General features: G+C 62.0%; 25 protein-coding genes and 1 tRNA gene. 15 read left to right on the forward strand and 11 right to left on the reverse strand.

What is annotated here, in order from left to right; genetic code table 11:
• Window positions 1–23 precede the first annotated feature (23 nt).
• Window positions 24–1,385, forward strand: coding sequence for a chloride channel protein (locus INQ47_RS15555; RefSeq protein ID WP_404702052.1), 1,362 nt, complete (start codon window positions 24–26; stop codon window positions 1,383–1,385).
• 148 nt (window positions 1,386–1,533) lie between these two features.
• Here the strand turns inward: INQ47_RS15555 and INQ47_RS15560 are convergent.
• Window positions 1,534–1,621, reverse strand: a tRNA-Ser gene (locus tag INQ47_RS15560).
• A 133-nt stretch (window positions 1,622–1,754) separates the two neighbouring features.
• Between INQ47_RS15560 and INQ47_RS15565 the strand changes: the two genes are divergently transcribed.
• Complete coding sequence (locus INQ47_RS15565; protein WP_003251184.1) at window positions 1,755–2,426, forward strand: Bax inhibitor-1/YccA family protein; 672 nt, start codon at window positions 1,755–1,757, stop codon at window positions 2,424–2,426.
• Between the two features lie 417 nt (window positions 2,427–2,843).
• On the opposite strand, the gene INQ47_RS15570 is transcribed toward INQ47_RS15565, so the two are convergent.
• Window positions 2,844–3,020 carry a hypothetical protein gene (locus INQ47_RS15570; RefSeq protein WP_252458286.1) on the reverse strand — a complete coding sequence of 59 codons (177 nt, stop codon included), beginning with the start codon at window positions 3,018–3,020 and terminating at the stop codon, window positions 2,844–2,846.
• Between INQ47_RS15570 and INQ47_RS15575 the strand changes: the two genes are divergently transcribed.
• The 7 genes from INQ47_RS15575 to INQ47_RS15605 all read left to right on the forward strand — a co-directional run bounded on the left by INQ47_RS15575 (window position 3,011) and on the right by INQ47_RS15605 (window position 7,918).
• Window positions 3,011–4,390 (forward strand): nucleobase:cation symporter-2 family protein, encoded by a 1,380-nt coding sequence (locus tag INQ47_RS15575; protein WP_003251186.1) that lies wholly within the window; start codon window positions 3,011–3,013, stop codon window positions 4,388–4,390. The two genes, INQ47_RS15570 and INQ47_RS15575, sit on opposite strands and share 10 nt — an antisense overlap.
• A 95-nt stretch (window positions 4,391–4,485) precedes the next feature.
• The gene (tusD, locus tag INQ47_RS15580; RefSeq protein WP_021782165.1) at window positions 4,486–4,878 is read left to right on the forward strand and encodes a sulfurtransferase complex subunit TusD; all 393 of its coding nucleotides are present in this window, start codon (window positions 4,486–4,488) and stop codon (window positions 4,876–4,878) included.
• 1 nt (window position 4,879) lies between these two features.
• Complete coding sequence (tusC, locus tag INQ47_RS15585; protein WP_021782164.1) at window positions 4,880–5,239, forward strand: sulfurtransferase complex subunit TusC; 360 nt, start codon at window positions 4,880–4,882, stop codon at window positions 5,237–5,239.
• Window positions 5,239–5,535: a sulfurtransferase complex subunit TusB gene (gene tusB, locus INQ47_RS15590; protein ID WP_404702053.1), complete on the forward strand. Its 297-nt coding sequence runs from the start codon at window positions 5,239–5,241 to the stop codon at window positions 5,533–5,535. Before tusC ends, tusB begins: the two co-directional genes overlap by 1 nt.
• Complete coding sequence (locus tag INQ47_RS15595) at window positions 5,532–5,867, forward strand: TusE/DsrC/DsvC family sulfur relay protein (protein WP_252458283.1); 336 nt, start codon at window positions 5,532–5,534, stop codon at window positions 5,865–5,867. Before tusB ends, INQ47_RS15595 begins: the two co-directional genes overlap by 4 nt.
• Window positions 5,864–6,865 carry a glycosyl transferase family protein gene (locus tag INQ47_RS15600; RefSeq protein ID WP_252458282.1) on the forward strand — a complete coding sequence of 334 codons (1,002 nt, stop codon included), beginning with the start codon at window positions 5,864–5,866 and terminating at the stop codon, window positions 6,863–6,865. The genes INQ47_RS15595 and INQ47_RS15600 overlap by 4 nt, the downstream gene beginning before the upstream one ends.
• A 93-nt stretch (window positions 6,866–6,958) precedes the next feature.
• Window positions 6,959–7,918, forward strand: a complete 960-nt coding sequence (locus INQ47_RS15605) for a glutathione S-transferase family protein (protein ID WP_404702054.1) — start codon at window positions 6,959–6,961, stop codon at window positions 7,916–7,918.
• Window positions 7,919–7,951: 33 nt separating this feature from the next.
• Here the strand turns inward: INQ47_RS15605 and cysG are convergent, their stop codons facing one another.
• The 6 genes from cysG to INQ47_RS15635 form a co-directional block, all read right to left on the reverse strand.
• Window positions 7,952–9,343 carry a siroheme synthase CysG gene (gene cysG / locus INQ47_RS15610; protein WP_404702055.1) on the reverse strand — a complete coding sequence of 464 codons (1,392 nt, stop codon included), beginning with the start codon at window positions 9,341–9,343 and terminating at the stop codon, window positions 7,952–7,954.
• Window positions 9,344–10,624 (reverse strand): serine--tRNA ligase, encoded by a 1,281-nt coding sequence (gene serS / locus INQ47_RS15615; RefSeq protein WP_101196159.1) that lies wholly within the window; start codon window positions 10,622–10,624, stop codon window positions 9,344–9,346. It abuts the gene before it with no gap.
• A 30-nt stretch (window positions 10,625–10,654) separates the two neighbouring features.
• On the reverse strand, window positions 10,655–11,029 hold the full coding sequence (crcB, locus tag INQ47_RS15620; RefSeq protein ID WP_021782157.1) for a fluoride efflux transporter CrcB: 375 nt from the start codon (window positions 11,027–11,029) through the stop codon (window positions 10,655–10,657).
• Complete coding sequence (locus INQ47_RS15625) at window positions 11,026–12,351, reverse strand: replication-associated recombination protein A (RefSeq protein WP_010954809.1); 1,326 nt, start codon at window positions 12,349–12,351, stop codon at window positions 11,026–11,028. The genes crcB and INQ47_RS15625 overlap by 4 nt, the downstream gene beginning before the upstream one ends.
• Before the next feature lie 12 nt (window positions 12,352–12,363).
• Window positions 12,364–12,987: an outer membrane lipoprotein chaperone LolA gene (gene lolA, locus INQ47_RS15630; RefSeq protein ID WP_021782156.1), complete on the reverse strand. Its 624-nt coding sequence runs from the start codon at window positions 12,985–12,987 to the stop codon at window positions 12,364–12,366.
• A gap of 62 nt (window positions 12,988–13,049) precedes the next feature.
• Window positions 13,050–15,542 carry a DNA translocase FtsK gene (locus INQ47_RS15635; RefSeq protein WP_162149586.1) on the reverse strand — a complete coding sequence of 831 codons (2,493 nt, stop codon included), beginning with the start codon at window positions 15,540–15,542 and terminating at the stop codon, window positions 13,050–13,052.
• A 395-nt stretch (window positions 15,543–15,937) separates the two neighbouring features.
• On the opposite strand from INQ47_RS15635, the gene aat reads away from it, so the two are divergent.
• The 3 genes from aat to infA all read left to right on the forward strand — a co-directional run bounded on the left by aat (window position 15,938) and on the right by infA (window position 17,702).
• A complete protein-coding gene (gene aat / locus INQ47_RS15640; RefSeq protein ID WP_021782154.1) occupies window positions 15,938–16,618 on the forward strand; it encodes a leucyl/phenylalanyl-tRNA--protein transferase in 681 nt (226 codons plus the stop codon).
• A gap of 56 nt (window positions 16,619–16,674) precedes the next feature.
• Window positions 16,675–17,382 carry an arginyltransferase gene (locus tag INQ47_RS15645; RefSeq protein ID WP_176682277.1) on the forward strand — a complete coding sequence of 236 codons (708 nt, stop codon included), beginning with the start codon at window positions 16,675–16,677 and terminating at the stop codon, window positions 17,380–17,382.
• Window positions 17,383–17,483: 101 nt separating this feature from the next.
• Window positions 17,484–17,702, forward strand: a complete 219-nt coding sequence (gene infA / locus INQ47_RS15650; protein WP_002553999.1) for a translation initiation factor IF-1 — start codon at window positions 17,484–17,486, stop codon at window positions 17,700–17,702.
• A gap of 85 nt (window positions 17,703–17,787) precedes the next feature.
• On the opposite strand, the gene clpA is transcribed toward infA, so the two are convergent.
• On the reverse strand, window positions 17,788–20,058 hold the full coding sequence (clpA, locus tag INQ47_RS15655) for an ATP-dependent Clp protease ATP-binding subunit ClpA (RefSeq protein WP_012051826.1): 2,271 nt from the start codon (window positions 20,056–20,058) through the stop codon (window positions 17,788–17,790).
• Window positions 20,059–20,088: 30 nt separating this feature from the next.
• Complete coding sequence (gene clpS / locus INQ47_RS15660; protein ID WP_003251220.1) at window positions 20,089–20,451, reverse strand: ATP-dependent Clp protease adapter ClpS; 363 nt, start codon at window positions 20,449–20,451, stop codon at window positions 20,089–20,091.
• A 230-nt stretch (window positions 20,452–20,681) separates the two neighbouring features.
• Between clpS and cspD the strand changes: the two genes are divergently transcribed.
• On the forward strand, window positions 20,682–20,948 hold the full coding sequence (gene cspD, locus INQ47_RS15665; RefSeq protein ID WP_003251222.1) for a cold shock domain-containing protein CspD: 267 nt from the start codon (window positions 20,682–20,684) through the stop codon (window positions 20,946–20,948).
• 71 nt (window positions 20,949–21,019) lie between these two features.
• Here the strand turns inward: cspD and icd are convergent, their stop codons facing one another.
• A complete protein-coding gene (icd, locus tag INQ47_RS15670; RefSeq protein WP_252458705.1) occupies window positions 21,020–22,276 on the reverse strand; it encodes an NADP-dependent isocitrate dehydrogenase in 1,257 nt (418 codons plus the stop codon).
• 414 nt (window positions 22,277–22,690) lie between these two features.
• On the opposite strand from icd, the gene INQ47_RS15675 reads away from it, so the two are divergent.
• Together INQ47_RS15675 and INQ47_RS15680 are read left to right on the forward strand one after the other, a co-directional pair.
• Window positions 22,691–24,916 (forward strand): NADP-dependent isocitrate dehydrogenase, encoded by a 2,226-nt coding sequence (locus INQ47_RS15675; protein WP_404702056.1) that lies wholly within the window; start codon window positions 22,691–22,693, stop codon window positions 24,914–24,916.
• 205 nt (window positions 24,917–25,121) lie between these two features.
• A complete protein-coding gene (locus tag INQ47_RS15680; protein ID WP_404702057.1) occupies window positions 25,122–25,562 on the forward strand; it encodes an NUDIX hydrolase in 441 nt (146 codons plus the stop codon).
• Window positions 25,563–25,574 lie beyond the last annotated feature (12 nt).

Here is a 25,574-nt window from a genome sequence, read left to right on the forward strand (position 1 = left end):
TCCAAGTCAGCCATGTGTGGACCATGCCCGAACCTACCCGTCCTGCACCTTCACTCTCCCGCCGTTCACGCTGGCGAGAATGGCGTCAGCGACTGGCGTTCTGGATCGGGGCGTTGCTGGTGGGGCTGGTTGCGCTGGCATTCGCCTGGCTTGCCGACGCGGCGTTCGCTTCGTTCAAGCGCTTGCTGGAATGGGCACCCTGGTCACCTCTTCTCATCACTCCGCTTGGTTTCGCGCTCCTGGCTTATCTGACGCAACGGTGGTTTGAAAATGCCAAGGGTAGCGGCATTCCCCAAGTCATAGCCGCCCTGGAAATGCCCTCTCGCCGCCTGCGCGCCCGATTACTCTCTCTCCCTGTGGCTGCAGCACGCATGAGCCTGACGTTGGGCGCCCTGCTGGTCGGCGGTTCGGTTGGCCGGGAAGGCCCGACCGTCCACATCGGCGCCGCTGTGCTCTATTCCTTTGGCCGACGTTTAGGCCTGCACGGCCGACGCACCATCGCTGGCCTGGTGCTCGCCGGAGGCGCCGCGGGTATTGCGGCAGCCTTCAATACACCCTTAGCGGGGGTAGTCTTTGCCATTGAGGAGTTGAGCCGCACGTTCGAGCAACGTTTCAGCGGCTTGGTGCTCACTGCGGTGCTGATCGGTGGGGTCGTCACGCTGGGGCTGATGGGCCATTACGCCTATTTCGGAGAAATCAGCGGTCGAATGCCGGTGGGCTGGGGCTGGAGCGTCGTGCCTGCCTGTGCTGTGCTGGGCGGGCTGCTGGGTGGTTTTTACGCCAAGCTTGTGCTGCCCACCGACAAGGGCCTGCTCGGCCGGGTCTGTACGTTACGCGGACGCTATCCGGTGCGCTTTGCTGCCATCTGTGGCTTGCTGCTGGCCACGTTGGGGCTCGTCTCTGGCAATCATGTATTCGGCACCGGGTACGAAGAAACGCGTGCGTTGCTGGAGGGGCAGCCAATCACGGACACAAGCTTTCTGCTGTGGAAGTTTCTGGCCAACGTCGCGTCCTATCTCTCCGGGATTCCTGGCGGGCTCTTTTCGCCTTCGCTGAGCATCGGCGCCGCCTTTGCGCCCCTGTTGAGCTTGCTGCCCGATGTTGATCCCCAGGCAGGCGCGCTACTCGGCATGGGCGCATACCTGGCCGGTGTGACACGCTCGCCACTGACCGCCTCGGTCATCGTGCTTGAACTGACACACAGCCCGGACCTGGCCATTCCCATGTTGGCATCGACACTGATGGCGGCGGCCATCTCTGGATGGGTGTCTCCGGTCTCGCTTTACCATGCCTTGGCCAAGCAGATTACCGACAAGCTTCATGCTGCTGCGTCTTCTTCCACAGAACCCGCCCCTAGCCAAGCGAGCGTTACTGAAAAACCTTGAGCGGCACCAAGCCTGCCCTGCCAGACGTTAACGGGTAGTCAGGTAGCGGAACTGTCCGGGGGAGATGGGGCTCCCGATGGCGTTCCCATGGTCGGCTTTTCTGTACCCCAGAAACGCAAAAAGCCCTGAATAATCAGGGCTTTGAATATGGCGGAAGCGTAGAGATTCGAACTCTAGGATAGTTGCCCATCGACGGTTTTCAAGACCGTTGCCTTAAACCACTCGGCCACGCTTCCAGCTCGTTTTGCGGCCGCCATAATACCTTAATGAAACACGCTGTCAAACTCTCTGTGTCGCGGGTTGCAGGAGCAATGGTAGACTCCTAGCATCTGAACGTCCGAAACCACAGGTTTACCAAGGAGTGTCGCCATGCGCGAACAGGATTACGCCGTCCACCACGGCCAGCAGGTCGAGCAGCAGGAGATCAGCAAGGTCCTGCGCAACACGTATAGCCTGCTGGCGCTTACCCTCGCCTTCAGCGGTGTCATGGCTTTCGTTGCCCAGCAGATGCGCGTCGGCTACCCGAACGTGTTCGTGGTGCTGATCGGCTTCTACGGGCTGTTCTTCCTTACCAACAAGCTACGTGATTCGGCCTGGGGCCTGGTGTCCACCTTCGCGCTTACCGGTTTCATGGGCTTCATCCTTGGCCCGATCCTCAACCGTTACCTCGGCATGGCCGGTGGCGCCGAGGTGGTCAGCTCCGCCTTTGCCATGACCGCGCTGGTATTTGGTGGTCTGTCGGCCTACGTGTTGATCACCCGCAAGGACATGAGCTTCCTGAGCGGCTTCATCACTGCTGGCTTCTTCGTCCTGCTGGGTGCTGTCGTTGCCAGCTTCTTCTTCCAGATCAGCGGCCTGCAACTGGCAATCAGCGCTGGCTTCGTGCTGTTCTCGTCGGTCTGCATCCTGTTCCAGACCAGCGCGATCATTCATGGTGGCGAGCGCAACTACATCATGGCGACCATCAGCCTGTATGTGTCGATCTACAACCTGTTTGTCAGCCTGCTGCAGTTGTTTGGCATCATGGGTCGTGATGACTGATTGATTGCCGTGCCGCAAGAAGCCCGCTTCGGCGGGCTTTTTTGTAGGCGTTGGAAATGGGTTGAGTTGCGGGATGTTCGCCGGAAGAGGTTCAGCGCCTGATAGATCGAGCGCCGCCCGCGCGGCGCATCGCGAGCAAGCTCGCTCCTACATTTGTTTCGGGCCAGTATCGCCTGTGCCTGCGCGCGCGACCGCCCTGTTTGTCCCGCACGATATCGAGGTGAGCGCCAAGGGGACGCGCGCGTCTGCCCCAGAAATAATTGGCCCGAAACAAATGTAGGAGCGAGCTTGCTCGCGATGCGCCGCGCGGGCGGCGCTCGATCTACGCAACACCACAAAAACCAAGGCAGGCGCCTTGCCGCCCTGACACAAACGAGCGTAGAACACCTCAGAAAAGCTTGACCGCCAACAGAGAACCTACATCAGTTTCAAGCCAATTATGCCTGCAACCGCAATAACTGACCAAAAAGTCAGATAATCAGGCAAATGGTCGCCGATCATGCCGACATCCTGCTTTTCTCTACCGCTATCCATCATCACCCCGTAGAATGCGCTCCTTTTTTCTTCCGGGGCAGCTTTCAGCAATGAGCTCACACGAACACAGCCCAGGCGCAGCGGCGCCTGCCAACGAACTGGTGCTTGGTCTGGAGGACAAGCCACGGCTGTTGATCGGCCTGTTGGCAGCCCTGCAGCACCTGCTGGCGATCATCGTACCTATCGTCACCCCTGGCCTGCTGATCTGCCAGGCGTTGGGTGTATCTGCACGTGATACCAATTTGATCGTTTCGATGTCGCTGGTGATCTCGGGTATCGCCACCTTCGTCCAGTGCAAACGCTTCGGCCCATTTGGCGCGGGGCTGCTGATCGTTCAGGGCACCAGCTTCAACTTCGTCGGCCCGCTGATTGCCGGCGGTGCGCTGATGGTCAAGCAAGGCACGCCGGTCGAGGGCGTAATGGCAGCCATTTTTGGCGTAGTAATCGCAGGCTCGTTCGTCGAGATGGGCGTGTCGCGCATCCTGCCCTTCGTCAAACGCCTGATCACCCCGCTGGTGACTGGCATCGTGGTGTTGATGATCGGCCTGACGCTGATCAAGGTTGGCCTGATCAGCATGGGCGGTGGCTTTGGGGCCATGGCCAATGGCACCTTTGCCAATGGCGAGAACCTGCTGATGTCGGGCGTGGTACTGGCGATCATCGTCGTTCTCAACCGTATCCCGGTGGTGTGGATGCGCAGCTGCGCCATCGTCATCGCCCTCGCGGTCGGCTATGCGCTGGCCGGTTTCCTGGGCCGTCTGGACTTTACCGGCATGCACGAGGCCGCGCTGTTCCAGGTGCCGACACCACTGCACTTTGGCCTGGGCTTCTCGTGGGCGCTGTTCATTCCGATGCTGGTGATCTACCTGGTCACTTCGCTGGAAGCCATCGGTGACGTTACCGCCACCAGCAAGGTGTCGCGCCAGCCGGTCGAAGGGCCGGTGTGGATGCAGCGGATCAAGGGGGGCGTGCTGGTCAACGGCGCCAACTCGCTGCTGGCCGGTCTGTTCAACACCTTCCCTAGCTCGATTTTTGCCCAGAACAATGGGGTGATTCAGCTGACCGGTATCGCCAGCCGTCATATCGGTATGTGGATTGCCGTAATGCTGGTGCTGCTGGGGTTGTTCCCGAGCGTTGCCGGGGTGATTCAGGCTGTGCCGGAGCCGGTGCTGGGTGGCGCGGCGATGGTCATGTTTGGCGCGGTTGCGGCGTCGGGGATCAATATTCTGGCCAGCACCCGGCTGGACCGTCGGGCGCTGCTGATTATTGCGGTGTCGTTGGCGCTGGGGCTGGGTGTGGCGCAGGTGCCGGAATTCCTGGCGCACATGCCGGCGGCAATTCGCAATGTGCTGGAGTCGGGTGTGGCTACCGGGGGGATTTGTGCGCTGGTGCTGAACTGGTTCTTGCCGGAGGGCAAGGAGCAGGCTTGAACCTTGAGACTGAATGAGTAGCCCGCGCCCGCTTGCACAAGCGAGCGCGGGCTTTTTTGCTTTATCATGGCACCATTCCTTTGCATGAGTTAGCCATGAAATTCGCTATCGCGGTGTTCTCCCCGGCCCACGCGCCCTCTTCGCGGCGCGCCCTGCGTTTCGCCGAGGCAGTGCTGGCCGGCGGGCATGAGATTGCCCGGCTGTTCTTCTATCAGGACGGGGTACACAGTGCCTCGGCCAACGTGGTCGCCCCCCAGGACGAACTGGACGTGGCTGGCCAGTGGCGCACGTTCATACAGGCCCACCAGCTGGACGCCGTGGTGTGTATCGCCGCTGCCCTGCGCCGTGGCGTGCTTGACGAAGCCGAGGCCAACCGCTACCAGCGCCCGGCCGTGAACCTGCCCAAGCCCTGGGAACTGTCGGGGCTGGGCCAACTGCACGAGGCCGCGCAAGTGGCCGATCGCCTTGTCTGCTTCGGAGGCGACTGATATGGCCAAGTCCCTGTTGATCATCAGCCGTCAGGCACCGTGGAATGGCCCATCTGCCCGCGAGGCGCTGGACATCGCCCTGGCCGGCGGCGCGTTCGACCTGCCGTTGGGCATGCTGTTCCTCGACGATGGTGTGTTCCAGCTCGCGCCGGACCAGCAACCCGCCGCCGTGCAACAGAAGAACCTGGCCGCCAACCTGCAGGCGCTGCCGATGTTCGGTGTCGAAGAGCTGTTCGCCTGCAACCACAGCCTGGCCCGCCGGGGCTTGGCAGCCGAGACCCTGGCGCTGCCGGTGCAAGTGCTCGATGACGCAGCGTTGGCCGCGCTGATAGCCCGCTTTGACCAGGTGGTAACGCTCTGATGAAGACCCTGCATGTAATTGCCCATTCCCCGTTTGGCGACGAGCGCCTGACCAGTTGCCTACGCCTGCTCGGTGCCGAAGATGCCCTGCTGCTGTGCGGCGATGCCGTGTATGCCCTGCGCAGCGGCAGCGAGCCGCACGGCCATCTGCAAGCCGCCGGCCTGGCCCAGCGCCTGTTCGCCCTGGACGAGGATTTACAGGCCCGCGCGGTCGGCAACGACCTGGCAAAGGCCGTGGACTACGCCGGGTTCGTCGAACTGTCGCTGCAATACGACAAGGTCAACAGCTGGCTATGAATACGCTCACCGTTGGCGATCAGGCGATCGCCCTGGACAAGGATGGCTTCCTGGTCGACCTGCAAGACTGGTCCCACGACGCCGCCGAGGCGCTGGCCATGCGCGAAGGTATCCCGTTGACGGCAGACCACTGGGAAATCCTCGAACTGCTCCGTCAGTTCTACCAGGAATACCAGCTGTCTCCGGCCACCCGCCCGCTGATCAAGTACACGGCCCTCAAGCTGGGCCCTGAAAAGGGCAACAGCCCGCACCTGAACCGCCTGTTCAACGGCACCCCCGCCAAACTTGCCGCCAAGCTGGCGGGCCTGCCCAAGCCGACCAACTGCATATGACCGAACCTCGTCCGCTCACTCTGGAAACCCCCGCCGAACACCCGTTCGCCGAATTCGTGCGCATTCTCGGCAAAGGCAAGCGCGGCGCGCGTGGACTGACCCGCGAAGAGGCCCGCGCAGCCATGACCCTGCTGCTGGAAGGCAAGGTCGAAGACACCCAGCTTGGTGCCTTCCTCATGCTGCTGCGGCACAAGGAAGAAAGCGCCGAAGAGCTGGCAGGCTTCACCGAGGCCCTGCGCGCCCACCTGCAGGCGCCGCGCATTGCCGTTGACCTGGACTGGCCTACTTACGCCGGCAAGAAGCGTCACCTGCCCTGGTACCTGCTGGCGGCCAAGTGCCTGGCCAACAATGGCGTGCGCATCCTGATGCACGGCGGCGGCGCACACACTGCCGGGCGTATGTACACAGAGCAACTGCTCGGCCTGCTGCAGATTCCGCTGTGCCGTGACTGGGCCGCCGTCGGCAAGGCGCTGGACCAGCATCAACTGGCATTCTTTCCGCTGCACGACTGGGCGCCGCAGTTGCAACGCATGATCGACCTGCGCAACACCCTGGGCCTGCGCTCGCCCATCCATTCGCTGGCGCGAGTGCTTAACCCGCTGGGCGCTCGCTGTGGATTGCAGAGTATCTTTCACCCTGGTTACCAGGCAGTGCACCGCGAGGCCAGCCGCCTGCTGGGCGACCATGCCGTGGTGATCAAGGGGGATGGCGGCGAAATCGAGGTCAACCCCGATGTCATCAGCCATCTCTACGGCACCACGGCAGGTGAAGCGTGGGATGAAGAGTGGCCAGCGCTGAGCGAACGCCGCCATGTCAAGCCGCCCAGCTTGCAGGCCCAGCACTTGCTGGCTTTCTGGCGTGGCGAAGTGGAAGACAGTTATGGCGAGAAGGCCCTGATCGCGACCATGGCCCTGGCCCTGCGCGGCTTGGGACAGCACCGCGAGCAGGCGTTCGTAACAGCGCAAGGCTACTGGGACACTCGAGATAGATCAATTTAACCGATAATAGAACCCCGATCTTTGCGCTATTTTTTCGAACGATTTTCCCTAGACTGGGCTCCAACGACAAACAACTTGTTTCAGGAGCTCACCATGGGCCTATTGATCGATGGCCGCTGGCACGACCAGTGGTATGAAAACGGCAAAGACGGCACGTTCAAGCGAGAGAACGCCCAGCGCCGCAATCAGCTGCCCGCCCCCGAGGCAGGCCGCTACCACCTGTACGTGTCGCTGGCCTGCCCATGGGCCCACCGCACCCTGATCGTTCGCGCGCTGAAAGGCCTGGAGCCATTGATCGACGTGTCGGTAGTCAGCTGGCTGATGCAGGACCATGGCTGGACCTTCGATCAGCAGCAAGGCTCCAGCGGGGACCACCTAGACGCGCTGCACTACCTGCACCAGCGCTACACCCAAGATGACCCGCACTACACGGGGCGCGTGACGGTGCCTGTGCTGTGGGACAAGAAAGAGAAGCGCATCGTCAACAATGAGTCGGCGGAAATCATCCGCATATTCAACAGCGCATTCAACGAGCTGACTGGCAATACCCTGGACCTTTACCCCGAATCGCTGCGCCCGAGCATCGAAGCATTGAACGAGCGCATCTACCCGGCGGTGAACAATGGTGTGTACCGCGCAGGCTTTGCCACCACGCAAGACGCCTACGAGGCTGCCTTTGACGATGTGTTCAACGAGCTGGATTACCTGGAAGCCTTGCTAGGCCGCAATCGCTACCTGGCGGGTGAGTACCTGACCGAGGCTGATGTACGCCTGTTCACTACACTGGTGCGCTTCGACGCGGTGTACCACGGGCACTTCAAGTGCAACCTGCGCCGCCTGAGCGACTACCATAACCTGTCGAACTGGCTGCGTGAGCTGTACCAATGGCCAGGGGTGGCAGGTACGGTGAACATGGAGCATATCCAGAAGCACTATTACATGAGCCACAAGACCATCAACCCGAACGGGATTGTGCCCAAAGGGCCTTTGCAGGACTTTGGCTTGCCGCATGATCGAGAACGGTTGGTGGGCAAAGGGATTTGGCAGGCTTGAGAAAGCCGGGGCTGCTTTGCAGCCCCAACGATTTCAGCTGTTCTGCGAACCTTCGAACCAGGCCAGCTTGTCACGCAACTGCACCACTTCCCCCACAATCACCAGGGTCGGCGCATGAACCTCATGCTGGGCCACCAGGTCTGGCAAGTCCGCCAAGGTACCGGTGAATACTCGCTGATTACGCGTGGTCCCCTGCTGCACCAACGCCGCCGGGGTACTCGCGGCACGCCCATGGCGAATCAGCTCGGCACAGATGGTCGGCAAGCCCACCAACCCCATGTAGAACACCAAGGTCTGCGCCGGCGCCACCAGGTCATTCCAAGGCAGGTTGCTGGTGCCATCCTTGAGGTGCCCGGTGACGAAGCGCACCGACTGGGCATAGTCGCGGTGAGTCAGCGGAATGCCGCCATACGCGGAGCAGCCGCTGGCCGCCGTAATGCCCGGCACCACCTGGAACGGAATGCCATGCTCGGCCAGCTCTTCGATCTCTTCGCCGCCCCGGCCGAAGATGAACGGGTCGCCACCCTTCAGGCGCAGCACCCGCTTGCCCTGCCGGGCCAGGTCGACCAACAGGCGGTTGATCTGGTCCTGCGGCACTGAATGGTCAGCGCGGCGCTTGCCTACATAGATGCGCTCGGCATCACGACGACACATATCGATGATGGCGGGCGCAACCAGGCGGTCGTATAGCACCACGTCGGCCTGCTGCATCAGGCGCAAGGCACGGAAGGTCAGCAAGTCCGGATCACCCGGGCCTGCACCAACCAAATACACCTCACCGCCCTGCTGCACCGGTGCGCCGTCTACCATCGCCTGCAACAGACGTTCGGCTTCAGCACCCTGCCCGGCCAGCTGACGCTCGGCGATCGGCCCCTGGAATACGGTCTCCCAGAAGCCTCGACGCTGGTTGACGTCCGGGTACAGGGATTTGACCTTGTGCCGGAAGCGTGCCGCCAGCCCGGCCAACTCACCATAGGCCGAAGGGATCCACGCCTCGAGCTTGGCTCGAATCAAGCGCGCCAGTACCGGGGCGTCACCGCCGCTGGAAACAGCAATAACCAGCGGCGAGCGGTCTACGATCGCCGGGAAGATCACCGTACACAGGGCCGGCGCATCCACCACGTTGACCGGCAGGCTAAGCGCCTGCGCATCAGCCGACACCTGGGCATTCAGCCCTGGGTCGTCGGTGGCCGCGATCACCAGCCGGCAACCGACCAGGTCGGCTGCCTGATAGCCACGCACCAGCACCTCACCGCTACCTTCCCGGGCCAACGCGGCCAACTGGCCGTCGACGTCCGGCGCCACCACGCGCAGCACGCCGCCGGCATCGGCCAGCAGGCGCGCCTTGCGCAAGGCAATCTCACCGCCACCGACGACCAGCACACGGCCGCCCTGCAGCTTGTGGAACAGCGGCAGGTAATCCATTTAGCGGATGACCTCGACGCCGCCCATGTACGGTTTCAGCACTTCCGGCACCAGGATCGAACCGTCGGCCTGCTGGTAGTTTTCCAGCACAGCAACCAGGGTACGGCCTACGGCCAGGCCGGAGCCGTTGAGCGTGTGTACCAGCTCTGGCTTGCCGGTTTCCGGGTTGCGCCAGCGAGCCTGCATGCGGCGCGCCTGGAAGTCACCACAGTTGGAGCACGAGCTGATTTCGCGGTACTTGTCCTGGCTTGGCACCCACACTTCCAGGTCGTAGGTTTTCACCGCACCAAAGCCCATGTCGCCAGTGCACAGGGCCAGCACGCGGTATGGCAGCTCAAGCAACTGCAGCACACGCTCGGCGTTGGCGGTCAGGCCTTCCAAGGCTTCCATCGACTTGGCCGGCTCTACCACCTGCACCATCTCGACTTTGTCGAACTGGTGCTGGCGGATCATGCCGCGGGTGTCACGGCCGGAAGCGCCGGCTTCGCTGCGGAAGCAGGGGGTGTGGGCAACCAGTTTCAGTGGCAGCTGCTTGGCATCGAGGATTTCACCCGCCACCAGGTTGGTCAGCGACACTTCAGCGGTCGGGATCAGGTAGAAGTCAGCCTCACCTTCGCGGGTGATCTTGAACAGGTCTTCCTCGAACTTCGGCAACTGGCCAGTGCCCTGCAGCGCCGGGGCCTGCACCATGTACGGGGTGTAGTGTTCCTCGTAACCATGTTCGCCGGTGTGCAGGTTGATCATGAACTGCGCCAGGGCGCGGTGCAGACGGGCAACCGGACCACGCAGCACAGCAAAACGGGCGCCGGACAGCTTGGCAGCCGCTTCGAAGTCAAGGCCACCGCTGATTTCACCAAGGGCAACATGGTCCTTGATTTCGAAGTCGAACGCCTTCGGCGTGCCCCAGCGGCGCACTTCGACGTTGTCGTCCTCGCTGGCACCGACCGGTACGCTGGCGTCCGGCAGGTTGGGAATGGTCAGCAGGATGCCATCCAGCTCGGCCTGAATGGCGTCCAGCTCGGCCTTGCCGGCAGTCAGTTCGTTGGCCATGCGCTCGACATCAGCCATCAGCGGGGCGATGTCTTCGCCCTTGGCCTTGGCCTGGCCGATGGACTTGGAACGGGCGTTACGCTCAGCCTGCAGTTGTTCGGTGCGGGTCTGCACCGCCTTGCGGCGCTCTTCCAGTGATTCGATGCGCGCGACATCCAGGCTGAAGCCACGGGAGGCCAGGCGGTCCGCCACTTCCTGAAGTTGGCCGCGTAACAGTTTGGAATCGAGCATATCGTTCTCTCGTTATATGTAGGTGTTGGTTCAGAATCGGGTCAGGGACAGGCCAGCCCAGGTTGCGAGCAGCCCGCCCACCACGCTGATACTGGTATAGCCCAAGGCAAGGGGCACTTGCCCGCTTTCCATCAGGCGCACGGTATCGAGCGAGAAGGAGGAAAAGGTCGTCAGGCCACCGAGAAAGCCGACAATGAGGCCGGCGCGCAATTCGACCGGCGCCAACGGCTTGTGCAAGAACAAACCATAGAGCAAGCCGATCAGCAGGCAGCCAACCAGGTTGACCGCCAGCGTACCGACATAGAAGTGCCGTGGCCAGTGTGCCGCTACCCAGTTGGTGGTAGCAAAGCGCAACAAGGTGCCGGCGATACCTCCCGCGCTGACCGCGGCGATGAGTGCAATCACGGTTTTCTCCGCTGACGAGGGCTGTTGCGGTCAAGGTCGGCCAGGTGGCGCAGCTTCTCGCCAATTTTCAGTTCCAGGCCTCGGGGCACCGGCTGATAGTACTGGCGTGGCTCCAGTTCGTCGGGGAAGTAATCCTCACCAGCAGCGTAGGCGTCGGGCTCATCGTGGGCATAGCGGTACTCGTCGCCATAGCCCAACTGCTTCATCAGCTTGGTCGGGGCATTGCGCAGGTGCAACGGCACCTCCAGCGAACCGTGCTCGGCCGCTTCGCGCAGGGCAGTCTTGAAGCCCACGTAAACCGCGTTGCTCTTGGGCGCACAGGCCAGGTAGGTGATGGCCTGGGCCACCGCCAACTCGCCCTCGGGGCTGCCAAGGCGCTCCTGCACATCCCAGGCTGCCAGGCACAGGCTAAGCGCACGGGGGTCGGCATTGCCGATGTCCTCGCTGGCCATGCGCACCACACGGCGGGCGATGTACAGCGGATCACAGCCGCCGTCGAGCATGCGGGCAAACCAGTACAGGGCGCCATCGGGGTTGGAGCCGCGCACCGACTTGTGCAGCGCGGATATCTGGTCGTAGAACGCCTCGCCGCCCTTGTCGAACCGGCGGCGACTGTCACCCAGCAGGCTCTGCAGCATCTCGACGTCGATCTCGCTGCCGTCTTCAGCCAGGTCCGAGGCGTTCTCGAGGAAGTTGAGCATGCGCCGGCCATCGCCGTCGGCGGCGGCCATCAGCATCTTGAAGGCGTCGTCGCCCACCCGCAGGTTACGCTTGCCCAGGCCACGCTCTTCTGTCAGCGCACGGTTGACCAGCTTACGCAGGGCCGCTTCGTCCAGGCTCTTGAGCACATACACCCGCGCCCGCGACAGCAGCGCATTGTTCAGCTCGAACGACGGGTTCTCGGTGGTGGCGCCGATGAACAGCAGGGTGCCGTCTTCCACATAGGGCAAAAAGGCGTCCTGCTGCGACTTGTTGAAGCGGTGCACTTCGTCAACGAACAGGATGGTACGACGGCCATACTGGCCAGCCTGCTGTTTGGCCACCTCCACCGCCTGGCGGATCTCTTTCACCCCAGCCAGCACTGCCGACACCGTTTCGAAGTGCGCATCACAGAACTGCGCCAGCAACCGCGCCAGCGTGGTCTTGCCGACCCCGGGCGGCCCCCAGAAGATCATCGAGTGCAGCGCGCCTTGTTCCAGGGCCTCGCGCAGCGGTTTGCCGCGCGCCAGCAGGTGCTCCTGGCCGACGTACTCATCCAGGCTGGACGGGCGCAGGCGGGCGGCCAGAGGCTGGGCGACGGGTTCGCTTCGAAACAGGTCCATGGCGAGCTCTGGTTACTCCTTGATCACGTCCGCGCCCTTGGGGATGTCGAACTTGAACTTGCTGTCCGGCACCGCCTGGTTGGCCTTGACGCCATTGAACAGGATGTTGGTGCGCTGGCCGACGCTGTCGATCAGTTGCATGTCATTGATCAGGCCTTTGCGGAACGACACGCGCAGCGAGTCGAACAGGGTGTCCTTGGTCTTTGGCTTGAGGGTGAAGTCCATCACTTCGCCCTGCTCCTTGGACGCGATGTCAAAGCTCTGGCTGATCTTCGACACGTCACCGGACAACAGCAGGGCTGGGGTCTGGTTCAGGCGCACGTCGAGCTTCTTGATGGTGGCCTGCTCCAGGTCCGGGTCCCACAGGGTGACGTTCTTGCCATCCGACACCACCACTTGCTCCTGCGGCGCATCGGTATGCCAGTAGAACAGGCCTGGGCGCTTGACTGTCATCTTGCCCGAGGTTTCCTGCAGGCTGACGCCATCGGCGCCCAGGGTCAGTTGGGAGAAGTTGGCCTCGATGGTCTGCGACTTTTCCAGCAACTGGGTCAGGCGTTGTACGTCTTGCTCACCGGCATAAGCAGTAACCGAGCCCAGGGTCAGGGCAGAAACCAACAGCATGCGAATCGCGCGCATGGGAATCCTCATTGAGCGTTGAAAAGGCCGGGCGCCACCGTTGGCGCCCGGCAGGGTGTTCATCAGTCGCGCGGGCCGCCCGGGGCTATCACTTCCCGCGAGCCGTTGCTGTTCATCGGGGTGACAACACCGGCCATCTCCATCGACTCGATCATGCGCGCGGCACGGTTGTAGCCGATTTTCAGCTTGCGTTGCACGGCAGAAATGGAGGCACGACGGCTCTCAAGCACGAATTGCACCGCTTCATCATACAGGGCATCGGTTTCGGCATCGTCACCGTCGCCACCACCGCCGCCGCCATCAAAGCCGCTACCGGCTTCTTCGACGCCGTTGAGAATGTCGTCGTTGTAGTCCGGGGCACCACGCAGCTTCCACGCCTCGACCGTGCGGTGCACTTCGTCGTCGGACACGAATGCGCCGTGTACCCGGATTGGCAGGCTGGTGCCCGGCGGCATGTACAGCATGTCGCCATGGCCCAGCAGCTGTTCGGCACCGCCCTGATCGATGATGGTACGCGAGTCGATCTTGCTCGACACCTGGAACGCCATACGGGTCGGGATGTTGGCCTTGATCAGGCCGGTGATCACGTCCACCGACGGGCGCTGGGTGGCGAGGATCAGGTGGATACCCGCCGCTCGCGCCTTCTGCGCGATACGGGCGATCAGCTCTTCGACCTTCTTGCCGACGATCATCATCATGTCGGCGAATTCGTCCACCACCACCACGATGGTCGGCAGGGTTTTCAACGCAGGCGGCTCATCATCCATGCTCTCACGGCGATACAGCGGGTCGTGGATGATCTCGCCTGCTTCCTGGGCGTCCTTGATCTTGCGGTTGAAACCGGCCAGGTTACGCACGCCCATGGCCGCCATCAGTTTGTAGCGCCGCTCCATCTCCGCCACGCTCCAGCGCAGGGCGTTGGCGGCGTCCTTCATGTCGGTGACCACCGGGCACAGCAGGTGCGGGATGCCTTCGTAGATCGACAGCTCAAGCATTTTCGGGTCGATCATGATCAGCCGCGCGTCTTCCGGGCTGGACTTGAACAGGATCGACAAAATCATCGCGTTCACACCCACCGACTTACCGGAGCCGGTAGTACCGGCCACCAACAGGTGAGGCATCTTGGCCAGGTCGGTGATCACCGGCTTGCCGCCAATGTCGTGGCCCAGCGCCAGCGTGACGGGCGATTTCTGCTCGTCGTACTGCGACGTGGCCAGCACTTCGGAGAAGCGCACCATCTGGCGGTTTTCGTTGGGTATCTCGATACCCACCGTGGTCTTGCCAGGGATGACCTCGACCACTCGCACACTGGTCACGGCCAGCGAGCGCGCCAGGTCCTTGGCCAGGTTGGCGATGCGGCTGACCTTCACGCCGGCGGCCGGCTGAATTTCGTAACGGGTAATCACCGGGCCGGGGTGGATCGAATCCACCGTTACTTCAACACCGAACTCCTTGAGCTTGATTTCCAGCAACTGGCCGACGCCGGCCAGGGATTCTGGCGAATACTCGATCTTCTTCTGCTCGGCCGGGTCGAGAATGGAAATCGAAGGCAAGGTGCCCTCCACGGCGCTGTCGACGAACAGCGGCGCCTGCTTTTCCTTCATCGCCCGCTTGCTCGGCTCCGGCGCCCTGGCGGCTGACGGCGGCACAATGGTGGGCGCCGGATGCTGCTGGCGGGGCACCACGGTTTCACGCGGCGTCAATGCCTCAGGCGCCGTTTCACGCGGCGGTACAATCGGTTCGCGTGCAAGGGTCGGCTCAACCGGCTGGGCGGGTTTTTCTTCACGCTTGAGGATGCGCTCGCGCAGCGACGGCTTGGCCGGCTCGCGCGTCTCGGCAGCCATTGGCGCAGCCTTGAACACCGGCTCGTCCTCGCGCAGCTGTGCCTCAAGGCGCTTGCGCTCGTTGCGCGCATCCCACCAGCGGGTGGCCGCGCCCTGCACCAGCTCAAGCAGGTCGAGGGTGATCTTGCCTGTCAGGTCCATCACCTTGAACCACGACAGGTCGGTGAAGACGGTCAGGCCGAACAGGAACAGGGCAATGAACATCAGCGTGCTGCCCTGCACGTTCAGCAGGTTGCGCGCCAGGTCACCCAGGCTTTCGCCCAACGCACCACCGGCGGAGAACGGCAGGCCGGCTGACGGGTGGAAGTGGATATGCGCCAGCGCCGCCCCCGACAGCACCAGGAACACCAGGCCAATCAGCCGCCAGGAGAACAGCCAGCCGCTCCAGTCCCACGGTTGGTGGCGTTCGCGGAAAATCTGCCAGGTCTTGACCGCCAGCAGCAGCGGGAAAATATAGGCGAAGTAACCCAGCACCATGAACAGGATGTCGGCAAAGTAGGCACCGGCACGCCCGGCAGCATTCTGCACCTGGTCGACGTTGCTGGTGTGGCTGAAGCCCGGGTCCGAGGTGTCGTAGGTCAGCAGCGCCATCCACAGGTACAGGCACAGGGCGCCGACAGCGATCAACGCACCTTCCTTGAGGCGATAATGCAGCTGCTGCCGCCACAGTGGCACAGGCAATGGAGCTGGAGTTGCGGTGGATTTCTTCAAAACGCGTCTATTCCTGCGCGTGGTGCGCGTCCAATAGTGATCGGCCGCTGCGCGACCAACGAACCACTACTTTTAACATTACTGCCCGCCAGCCGCCATGGCGGCACGCCGCATGGGGGTTTGGCCGGAGGCGAATTCGTATAGCTGCAATTTGAGCACGCATTTTCTTTTGTGACAAAGGCTTATGCTGTGTTTTTGCACAGGTGTGACAGCAAATGTAGCGGATGGTGCCTGCGGTTTGATGAATGTGTAGGAAATTGCCTAAATTGCTGTGCCCCTCTGTAGGGGTAGCCTTGTGCAGGGTACCGCGCCGGCGTTGAGACCCCCAAAGAGATTGACCCCGCTTTTGACCCAAGCCATGCTGCCCTCTCCCCTCCCCCACCGCACGATAGACCATGCTCACCTGGCTGACCCGCGACTCGCTGACCTTCCCCCCCCTGGAAAAGGCGCTGCACGACCCCAACGGCCTACTGGCCGCCGGCGGAGACCTGAGCCCCGAGCGCCTGGTGCAGGCGTATCGCCACGGCTGCTTCCCGTGGTACCAGGACGGCCAACCGATCCTGTGGTGGTCACCTGACCCGCGCACGGTGTTGTTGCCTGACCAGTTGCATGTGTCGCGCTCGCTGGCCAAGCTGATGCGCCAAGGCCGCTACCAGGTCAGCTTCGACACCGACTTCCCGGGCGTGATCGCCGCCTGCGCCGCACCACGCGACTACGCTGACGGCACCTGGATCACCGACACCATGCGCAACGCCTACTGCGAACTGCACCGCCGTGGCATCGCTCATTCGGTTGAAGTTCGCCAGGACGGCGAACTGGTCGGAGGCCTGTACGGCCTGGCAATGGGCCAGCTGTTCTTTGGCGAATCGATGTTCAGCCGCGCCGACAACGCCTCCAAAGTCGGTTTCGTGACCTTGGTCAACCACCTGCGAGACGCCGGCTTCGTGCTTATCGACTGCCAGATGCCCACCAACCACCTGCACAGCCTGGGCGCCCACGCCATCAGCCGTGCCGAGTTCGCCAACTACCTGGCACGCCACCTTGACCAGCCCAACAGCGCTTCATGGGTTGCCTAGGCGAGTTCCCGTAGCTGGCTTACACTTAAAACAAAGTCTCACCGAAGGGGTTGATCATGACAGAGTTGGCGCGGTTGAAGTTCTATGCCACTCAGCCCCACTCCTGCAGCTATCTGCCGGAAGAGCAGGCAACCACACTGTTCCTCGACCCCAGCCAGCCGATGGACGTGCATGTGTACGCCGACTTGTCGGAAATGGGCTTTCGTCGCAGTGGCGACCACCTGTACCGCCCGCACTGCCAGAACTGCAACGCCTGCGTGCCGGCGCGCATTCCGGCGGCGCGCTTCATCCCCAACCGCCAGCAGCGGCGCATTCTCAAGCGTAACGCCGACCTGACCGTAACCGCGGCACGCCCGGCGTTCAGGGAAGAGTATTTCGAGCTGTACCGGCGCTATATCGAAACGCGCCACGCCGATGGCGACATGTACCCGCCCAGCCGCGATCAGTTCTCCACCTTCCTGGTGCGCGACCTGCCGTTCTGCTGGTTCTACGAGTTTCGCCTGGAAGGCCGGTTGATGGCGGTGGCAGTGTGCGACCTGCTGCCCAATGGCCTGTCGGCGGTGTACACCTTCTACGAGCCGGACGAGGAGCGCCGCAGCCTTGGCCGTTTCGCCATTCTCTGGCAGATCACCGAAGCGCTGCGACAGGACCTGGAGGCGGTTTACCTGGGCTACTGGATCAAGAACTGCAAGAAGATGAACTACAAGACGCAGTACCGCCCCATCGAGTTGCTGATAAACCAGCGCTGGGTCACCCTCAACTGAAAGCATTGGCTTGACACGCAGTTTTCCGGCATAATCCACGCCACTTTTTTGCCCGGTGCGGATATGCGTCGGGCTAACACTGGATCCGAGGGCTCAACTGCATGTCGAAAGAAGACAGCTTCGAAATGGAAGGTACTGTCGTCGACACCCTGCCCAACACCATGTTCCGCGTGGAGTTGGAAAACGGGCACGTCGTAACCGCGCACATCTCCGGAAAGATGCGCAAGAACTACATCCGTATTCTCACTGGCGACAAGGTCCGCGTCGAGCTGACGCCGTACGACCTGAGCAAGGGCCGCATCACCTACCGTGCGCGCTAAGCTCAAGCCATGAAAAAGCCCGGCCAGGTGCCGGGCTTTTTTGTGCCTCAAGAAATTGCAGGGGCTGCAAGGCAGCCCCTGCACATCACGCGACCTCAGCCGTGGTCTCGAAGTCGAACACCAGTTCGCCATCGCGCAGGTCGACGTGCACCACGCCACCGTGCTCGGCCAGCTCGCCAAACAGGATCTCCTCGGCCAAAGGCCGCTTGATCTTGTCCTGGATCAGCCGCGCCATTGGCCGCGCACCCATCTGCACGTCATAGCCCGACACTGCCAGCCAACCGCGCGCTTCATCGCTGACTTCCAGCAGCACACGCTTGTCTTCCAGCTGCGCCTGCAGTTCGATAAGGAACTTGTCGACGATGCTTTTGATCGTCTCCGTGCTCAGGCGGCCAAACTGGATGATGGTATCCAGACGGTTGCGGAACTCTGGCGTGAAGCTTTTGCGGATCACTTCCATGGCATCGGACGCGTGGTCCTGATGAGTGAAGCCGATCGACGCCCGCGCCGCGGTTTCTGCACCGGCGTTGGTGGTCATGATCAGGATCACGTTACGGAAGTCGGCCTTGCGCCCGTTGTTGTCGGTCAGGGTCCCGTGATCCATCACCTGCAGCAGCAGATTGAAGACTTCCGGGTGGGCCTTCTCGATTTCGTCGAGCAACAATACGCAGTGCGGCTGTTTGGTGATTGCCTCGGTCAACAAGCCACCCTGGTCAAAACCGACATAACCCGGCGGCGCACCAATCAAACGCGACACGGTGTGGCGCTCCATGTACTCAGACATGTCGAAACGCACCAATTCCACACCCAGCGCCTTGGCCAGCTGCCGCGCCGCTTCGGTCTTGCCGACGCCGGTAGGGCCGGCGAACAGGAACGAACCCACCGGCTTGTCTGGCGACTTGAGGCCGGCACGGGACAGCTTGATCGCGGTGGCCAGCGAGTCGATTGCCTGGTCCTGGCCAAACACGGTCAGTTTCAGGTCGCGCTCAAGGTTACGCAGCAATTCCTTGTCGGAACTGGTGACATGCTTCGGCGGTATACGCGCAATCTTGGCGACGATGTCCTCCACTTGCGGCACATCGATGCGCTTGACGCGATTGGCCTCCGGCTGCAGGCGCTGGTAAGCACCAGCCTCGTCGATCACATCAATGGCCTTGTCAGGCATGTGCCGGTCATTGATGTAGCGCGAGGCCAGTTCGGCGGCTGCGCGCAGGGCTTCGTCGCTGTACTCGATGTTGTGGTGGCTTTCGAAACGGCCTTTCAGGCCGCGCAGAATGCCCACAGTGTCTTCGACCGATGGCTCGCTGACATCCACCTTCTGGAAGCGACGCGCCAGGGCACGATCCTTCTCGAAGATGCCGCGAAACTCCTGGAACGTGGTCGAACCGATGCAGCGGATTTCACCCGACGACAGCAGCGGCTTGAGCAGATTGGAGGCGTCCATCACCCCGCCCGACGCCGCACCGGCACCGATGATGGTGTGAATTTCGTCGATGAACAGGATGGCCTGCGGACGCTTGCGCAGCTCACCGAGCAGCGCCTTGAAGCGCTTCTCGAAGTCACCACGGTATTTGGTACCGGCCAGCAAGGCGCCCAGATCGAGGGAGTACACCACGCTCTGCGCCAGCAGGTCGGGCACCTGACCATCGACGATGCGCTTGGCCAGGCCTTCGGCGATGGCCGTCTTGCCCACGCCTGCCTCACCCACCAGCAGCGGGTTGTTCTTGCGCCGGCGGGCCAGGATTTGCGCCACGCGCTCCACTTCCTGCTCGCGACCTACCAGCGGGTCGATGCGGCCGGCACGGGCCAGCTCGTTCAGGTTGCTGGCGTAGGCGTCCAGCGGGTTGCTCGAAGAGGAGGTTTCACCGCCCTCTTCGTCCTGCATGTCCTGGTCGCTTTCAGATTGCGCACCATGCCCTGGCACCTTGGAGATGCCATGGGCGATGTAGTTGACCACGTCGATACGGGCCACGCTCTGCTGCTTGAGCAGGAACACGGCCTGGCTTTCCTGTTCGCTGAAGATCGCCACCAGCACGTTGGCGCCGGTCACTTCGCGCTTGCCAGAGCTTTGCACGTGGAACACGGCACGCTGCAGCACGCGCTGGAAGCCCAGGGTCGGCTGGGTTTCACGGTCTTCGTCGTTCACAGGGATCAACGGCGTGGTGGAATCGATGAACTCTTGCAGGTCGTGCTTGAGCTTGTCGAGATTGGCGCCACAGGCGCGCAGAACGGTCGCGGCAGCCTCATTGTCAAGGAGTGCCAGCAGCAGATGTTCGACGGTCATGAACTCATGACGCTTCGAACGGGCCTCCTTGAAGGCAAGATTGAGGGTGACTTCGAGCTCGCGGTTTAACATAGCTTCACCTCATACCCAAGTGGTCGGCGATTAACCGTCCTTCTCGATTTCACAGAGTAGCGGATGCTGGCTTTCCCTGGCGTATTGGTTGACCTGCATAGCCTTTGTTTCGGCGATGTCACGGGTAAACAATCCGCACACTGCCCGCCCTTCGGTATGGACGGTCAGCATGATCTTGGTCGCCAGCTCGCGGTTCAGACTGAAGAACGTCTCGAGCACTTCGACGACGAAATCCATTGGCGTGTAGTCATCGTTGAACAAAACCACCTTGTACATCGGTGGCGCCTGCAGGATCGGCTTGGCTTCCTGGACTGCAAGACCTGAGCCGTCGTCCTCATTCGATTGCGGGCGATCCTGATTGAATGTTAGTCGAATCTCACTAGGTGCATGCATGGAAAGAATTTCATCATGAGCGTCAGGTTAAGGTTGCGGGTTGACTGCACAGGCCACCGCCAGCGCAGGCGCCGCGTGACCTTGACTATCGGCAAAACGGTGTTACAACCAATAAGAACCCACCGTGGGCGATAAAGATCCGCGCAGTCAACCAGATTTTTCGCAAGGTTCGTATGCGGATGAAGTGGATGATACTCCAGTGATGGAGTCCTTTGCAGAGGGACATAGGGATGGCAAGCGGTAAAGTCAAGTGGTTCAACAATGCCAAGGGCTATGGATTCATCAATGAGGAAGGTAAATCCGATGACCTGTTCGCCCATTATTCCGCCATCCGAATGGACGGATACAAGACCCTGAAGGCTGGCCAGGCCGTGGTATTTGACATCGTCCAGGGCCCCAAAGGCTTGCACGCCGTCGAAATCAAGGATGCCGCGGCCGCCGCAGCAGAGGCTGCCAGACCCTTGGGCGAGCCGCAAAGCGAAACCGCAAAAGCCTGACTGCCTGCGCTGTGCCGGTATACGAAACAACCGGCCGCTTCTTTACAGGAGGCGGCCGGTTTTCTGTTGTTTTACATGTGTTTGATCATTTCGTCGCCAAAGCCTGAGCTGCTTACCAGCTTGGCGCCGTCCATCAGCCGCTCGAAATCGTAGGTCACGGTCTTGGCCGCAATGGCGCCATTGGTGCCCTTGATGATCAGGTCCGCAGCCTCGATCCACCCCATGTGGCGCAGCATCATCTCTGCCGAGAGGATCACCGAGCCCGGGTTGACCTTGTCCTGCCCGGCATACTTGGGCGCAGTGCCGTGAGTGGCCTCGAACATTGCCACGGTGTCGGACAGGTTAGCGCCCGGCGCAATGCCTATACCGCCCACTTCCGCCGCCAGGGCATCGGACAGGTAGTCACCGTTGAGGTTGAGGGTGGCGATCACGTCGTACTCGGCCGGGCGTAGCAGGATCTGCTGCAGCATGGCGTCGGCAATGGCGTCCTTGACGATGACCTCGCGGCCGGTCTTGGGGTTCTTGAACTTCATCCACGGGCCGCCATCGAGCAGTTCAGCGCCGAACTCGTCACGCGCCACCTCGTACCCCCAGTCCTTGAAGGCACCCTCGGTGAACTTCATGATGTTGCCCTTGTGCACCAGGGTCAGCGATTCGCGGTCGTTATCCACCACGTATTGCAGAGCCTTGCGCACCAGTCGTTTGGTGCCCTCCTTCGACACCGGTTTGACACCAATGCCGCAGTCCTGGTCGAAGCGGATCTTGGTGACACCCATTTCCTCTTTAAGAAACTTGATCACCTTGTCCGCCTCGGGCGATCCGGCCTTCCACTCGATGCCGGCATAGATGTCTTCGGAGTTCTCGCGGAAAATCACCATGTCGACGTCGCCAGGCTTTTTCACCGGGCTCGGTACACCCTGGAACCACAACACCGGCCGCAGGCACACATACAGGTCCAGTTGCTGGCGCAGGGCCACGTTGAGTGAGCGGATGCCGCCACCGACCGGGGTGGTCAGCGGGCCCTTGATCGATACCACGTAATCACGCACGGCATCGAGGGTTTCCTGTGGCAGCCAGGTGTCCTGGTCATACACCTGGGTGGCTTTCTCGCCAGCGTACACCTCCATCCAGGCAATCTTGCGCTTGCCACCGTAGGCCTTCTCAACGGCGGCATCGACCACCTTGATCATTACCGGCGAGACATCGACGCCGATCCCGTCGCCTTCAATGTAAGGAATGATCGGATGATCAGGCACGTTAAGCGAATGATCTGCATTGACGGTGATCTTGGTGCCGTCGGTCGGAACCTTGATTTTCTGGTATCCCATGCTTGCACTACTCCGCTGTCGGGTGTGGTTTGGACATCGTGCGATCCACTGAGCCTAAACCACATCTGCCGACCTGCAAGGCATGCGACAACCCGCCACATTGCCGCTTAGTCTTTGGTCTTATAAATGGGCCGATATCACTTGGCCTTGCTGATTAGCCCAAATGGTTTGGTATACTCCGCCGCGACCGAAGGGTCATCGGGGCGAATCCCAGGAAAATGCGGACCGCCCTAGGCCATGAATGGCCACTAAGCCTGGGTTGTTACCGCACCCCAGCACTTGACGCTCGACTGATGCATCCACCATCACCGCTCGCAGCCTCTCGACTTTCCGCTCATGGCGCTGCCAGGGCGATGCGCCTACCCTGCGCACCACGAGACTCGAGCACGCTCAGCACACAGAGAGTTAACCCGCATGCCCACCCGTTCCAAGATCATCTATACCTTCACCGACGAAGCCCCCGCCCTCGCCACTTACTCGCTGCTGCCGATCATCGAAGCGTTCACCGCTTCGGCTGACATCGCTGTCGAAACTCGCGACATTTCCCTGGCTGGCCGTATCCTTGCCGCCTTCCCGGAGCAACTGGGCGCAGAGAAGCAAGTAGGCGATCACCTGGCGGAACTGGGCCAGCTGGCTACCACCCCTGAAGCCAACATCATCAAGCTGCCGAACATCAGCGCCTCGGTACCGCAGCTCAAAGCCGCGATCAAGGAACTGCAAGGCAAGGGCTTCAACATCCCTGACTACGCCGACGAGCCGGCCACCGCGGAAGAAAAAGAATCCCGTGCCCGCTACGACCGCATCAAGGGTTCCGCCGTGAACCCGGTGCTGCGCGAAGGCAACTCCGACCGCCGCGCGCCGCTGTCGGTCAAGAACTACGCCCGCAAGCACCCGCACAAGATGGGCGCCTGGGCCGCCGACTCCAAGTCGCACGTTGCCCACATGACCCAGGGCGACTTCTACGGCAGCGAAAAAGCCGCACTGATCGAAGCTGACGACAGCCTGCGCATCGAGCTGGTCGGCAAAGACGGCAGCACCACCGTGCTGAAAGAAAAGACCGCCGTCAAAGCCGCCGAAGTCATCGACTGCGCCACCATGAGCCGCAAGGCCCTGAAAGCCTTCATCGCCGAGCAGATCGCCGATGCCAAGGCCGCCGGCGTGCTGCTGTCCGTGCACCTGAAAGCCACCATGATGAAGGTCTCCGACCCGATCATGTTCGGCGTCATCGTCGAAGAATTCTACAACGACGTGCTGACCAAGCACGCTGCTGCCCTGGCCGAAGTAGGCTTCAACGCCAACAACGGTATCGGCGACCTGTACGCCCGTATCAAGGACCTGCCAGCCGACAAGCAGGCCGAGATCGAAGCCGACATCCAGGCCCTGTACGCCGAGCGCCCGGCCCTGGCCATGGTCAACTCCGACAAAGGCATCACCAACCTGCACGTGCCGAGCGACGTGATCGTCGACGCCTCGATGCCGGCCATGATCCGTGACTCGGGCAAGATGTGGAACACCGCAGGCGAACTGCAAGACGCCAAGGCCGTGATCCCGGACCGCTGCTATGCCGGCATCTACCAGGCCACCATCGAAGACTGCAAGGCCAACGGCGCCTTCGACCCGACCACCATGGGCAGCGTGCCGAACGTTGGCCTGATGGCGCAAAAGGCCGAAGAGTACGGTTCTCACGACAAGACCTTCCAGATCAACACCGACGGCGTCGTGCGCGTGGTCGATGGCAAGGGCAACGTGGTACTGGAGCAGAGCGTTGAAGCCGGTGACATCTTCCGCATGTGCCAGACCAAGGACGCACCGATCCAGGACTGGGTCAAGCTGGCCGTCAACCGTGCCCGCCTGAGCAACACCCCGGCGGTGTTCTGGCTGGACCCGGCCCGCGCCCACGACGGCGTCATGATCGAGAAGGTGCAGCAGTACCTGAAAGATCACGACACCACCGGCCTGGACATCCGCATCCTGGCACCGGTCGATGCCATCAAGTTCTCCCTGGCCCGCATCCGCGAAGGCAAGGACACCATCTCGGTGACCGGCAACGTGCTGCGCGACTACCTGACCGACCTGTTCCCGATCATGGAACTGGGCACCAGCGCCAAGATGCTGTCGATCGTGCCGCTGATGAGCGGCGGCGGCCTGTTCGAAACCGGCGCCGGCGGTTCGGCTCCGAAGCACGTACAGCAGCTGGTTGAAGAGAACTTCCTGCGTTGGGACTCGCTGGGTGAATTCCTGGCCCTGGCCGCTTCCCTGGAGCACCTGGGCAACACCTACGACAACCCGCGCGCCAAGGTTCTGGCCAACACCCTGGACCAGGCTACCGGCAAGTTCCTCGACACCAACAAGTCGCCGTCGCGCAAAGTCGGTGGCATCGACAACCGCGGCAGCCACTTCTACCTGACCCTGTACTGGGCCGAGGCCTTGGCTGCTCAGTCGGACGACGCTGCCCTGCAGGCACGCTTCGCACCGCTGGCCAAAACCCTGGCCGAGAACGAAGCGACCATCGTCGCCGAGCTCAACGCCGTTCAGGGCAAGCCAGCCGACATCGGCGGCTACTACGCCCCGGATGCCGAGCTGACCGCCAAGGTGATGCGTCCGAGCCAGACCCTGAACAGCGCCATTGCTGCCCTGTAAGGTTCGTTTGAAGTAACAGCACAAACCCCGGCCACGCACCGGGGTTTGTGCTTTCTGGGAAATGGGGCCGCTCTGCGGCCCTTCGCGGGCAAGCCCGCTCCCACAGGAGAGGTGCAGTTTGTGAGACCTGCGCCGCACCTTGTGGGAGCGGGCTTGCCCGCGAAGGGCTGCAAAGCAGCCCCAGCCATCCAAAAGGACAGCGCAAATGACTTGGCAACCCCACATCACCGTCGCCACCCTCGTCGAACACGAAGGCAGGTTCCTCTTCGTCGAAGAACTCAAAGCCGGCCAGCACGTTTTCAACCAGCCCGCCGGGCACCTCGAGCCCAATGAAACCCTGCCCCAGGCCGCCCTGCGCGAAACCCTGGAAGAAACCGCCTGGGAAGTCGAGCTGACCGGTGTGGTCGGCATCTACCTGTACACCGCCCCCAGCAACGGCGTGACCTACCAGCGCGTCTGCTTCGCCGCCCGCCCCGTGCGCCATCATGCCGACCTGGCACTGGACAGCGACATCGTCCGCGCCGTTTGGCTGACCCGCGACGAACTGCTGGCCGACCCAACCCGCTGGCGCAGCGAACTGGTGCCACGCTGCCTGGATGACTACCTCAACGGCCCGCTGCACAGCCTCGACCTGCTACGCGACTGACGCGGCGCCACG

The organism is Pseudomonas sp. 3HC3 (genome assembly GCF_044904505.1).
GTDB classification, from domain to species: domain Bacteria; phylum Pseudomonadota; class Gammaproteobacteria; order Pseudomonadales; family Pseudomonadaceae; genus Aquipseudomonas; species Aquipseudomonas putida_Y.

Bases quoted from the DNA above. Each gene is read 5' to 3' on its own strand.
- INQ47_RS15565 (WP_003251184.1), top strand. From the start codon at position 1,755: ATGCGCGAACAGGATTACGCCGTCCACCACGGCCAGCAGGTCGAGCAG.
- INQ47_RS15645 (WP_176682277.1), top strand. From the start codon at position 16,675: ATGACAGAGTTGGCGCGGTTGAAGTTCTATGCCACTCAGCCCCACTCC.
- INQ47_RS15600 (WP_252458282.1), top strand. From the start codon at position 5,864: ATGACCGAACCTCGTCCGCTCACTCTGGAAACCCCCGCCGAACACCCG.
- tusB (WP_404702053.1), top strand. From the start codon at position 5,239: ATGAAGACCCTGCATGTAATTGCCCATTCCCCGTTTGGCGACGAGCGC.
- clpA (WP_012051826.1), bottom strand. From the start codon at position 20,058: ATGTTAAACCGCGAGCTCGAAGTCACCCTCAATCTTGCCTTCAAGGAG.
- aat (WP_021782154.1), top strand. From the start codon at position 15,938: ATGCTCACCTGGCTGACCCGCGACTCGCTGACCTTCCCCCCCCTGGAA.
- lolA (WP_021782156.1), bottom strand. From the start codon at position 12,987: ATGCGCGCGATTCGCATGCTGTTGGTTTCTGCCCTGACCCTGGGCTCG.
- INQ47_RS15680 (WP_404702057.1), top strand. From the start codon at position 25,122: ATGACTTGGCAACCCCACATCACCGTCGCCACCCTCGTCGAACACGAA.
- cspD (WP_003251222.1), top strand. From the start codon at position 20,682: ATGGCAAGCGGTAAAGTCAAGTGGTTCAACAATGCCAAGGGCTATGGA.
- INQ47_RS15575 (WP_003251186.1), top strand. From the start codon at position 3,011: ATGAGCTCACACGAACACAGCCCAGGCGCAGCGGCGCCTGCCAACGAA.
- INQ47_RS15595 (WP_252458283.1), top strand. From the start codon at position 5,532: ATGAATACGCTCACCGTTGGCGATCAGGCGATCGCCCTGGACAAGGAT.
- clpS (WP_003251220.1), bottom strand. From the start codon at position 20,451: ATGCATGCACCTAGTGAGATTCGACTAACATTCAATCAGGATCGCCCG.
- tusC (WP_021782164.1), top strand. From the start codon at position 4,880: ATGGCCAAGTCCCTGTTGATCATCAGCCGTCAGGCACCGTGGAATGGC.
- tusD (WP_021782165.1), top strand. From the start codon at position 4,486: ATGAAATTCGCTATCGCGGTGTTCTCCCCGGCCCACGCGCCCTCTTCG.
- INQ47_RS15605 (WP_404702054.1), top strand. From the start codon at position 6,959: ATGGGCCTATTGATCGATGGCCGCTGGCACGACCAGTGGTATGAAAAC.
- INQ47_RS15625 (WP_010954809.1), bottom strand. From the start codon at position 12,351: ATGGACCTGTTTCGAAGCGAACCCGTCGCCCAGCCTCTGGCCGCCCGC.
- cysG (WP_404702055.1), bottom strand. From the start codon at position 9,343: ATGGATTACCTGCCGCTGTTCCACAAGCTGCAGGGCGGCCGTGTGCTG.
- INQ47_RS15555 (WP_404702052.1), top strand. From the start codon at position 24: ATGCCCGAACCTACCCGTCCTGCACCTTCACTCTCCCGCCGTTCACGC.
- INQ47_RS15675 (WP_404702056.1), top strand. From the start codon at position 22,691: ATGCCCACCCGTTCCAAGATCATCTATACCTTCACCGACGAAGCCCCC.
- icd (WP_252458705.1), bottom strand. From the start codon at position 22,276: ATGGGATACCAGAAAATCAAGGTTCCGACCGACGGCACCAAGATCACC.
- infA (WP_002553999.1), top strand. From the start codon at position 17,484: ATGTCGAAAGAAGACAGCTTCGAAATGGAAGGTACTGTCGTCGACACC.
- serS (WP_101196159.1), bottom strand. From the start codon at position 10,624: ATGCTCGATTCCAAACTGTTACGCGGCCAACTTCAGGAAGTGGCGGAC.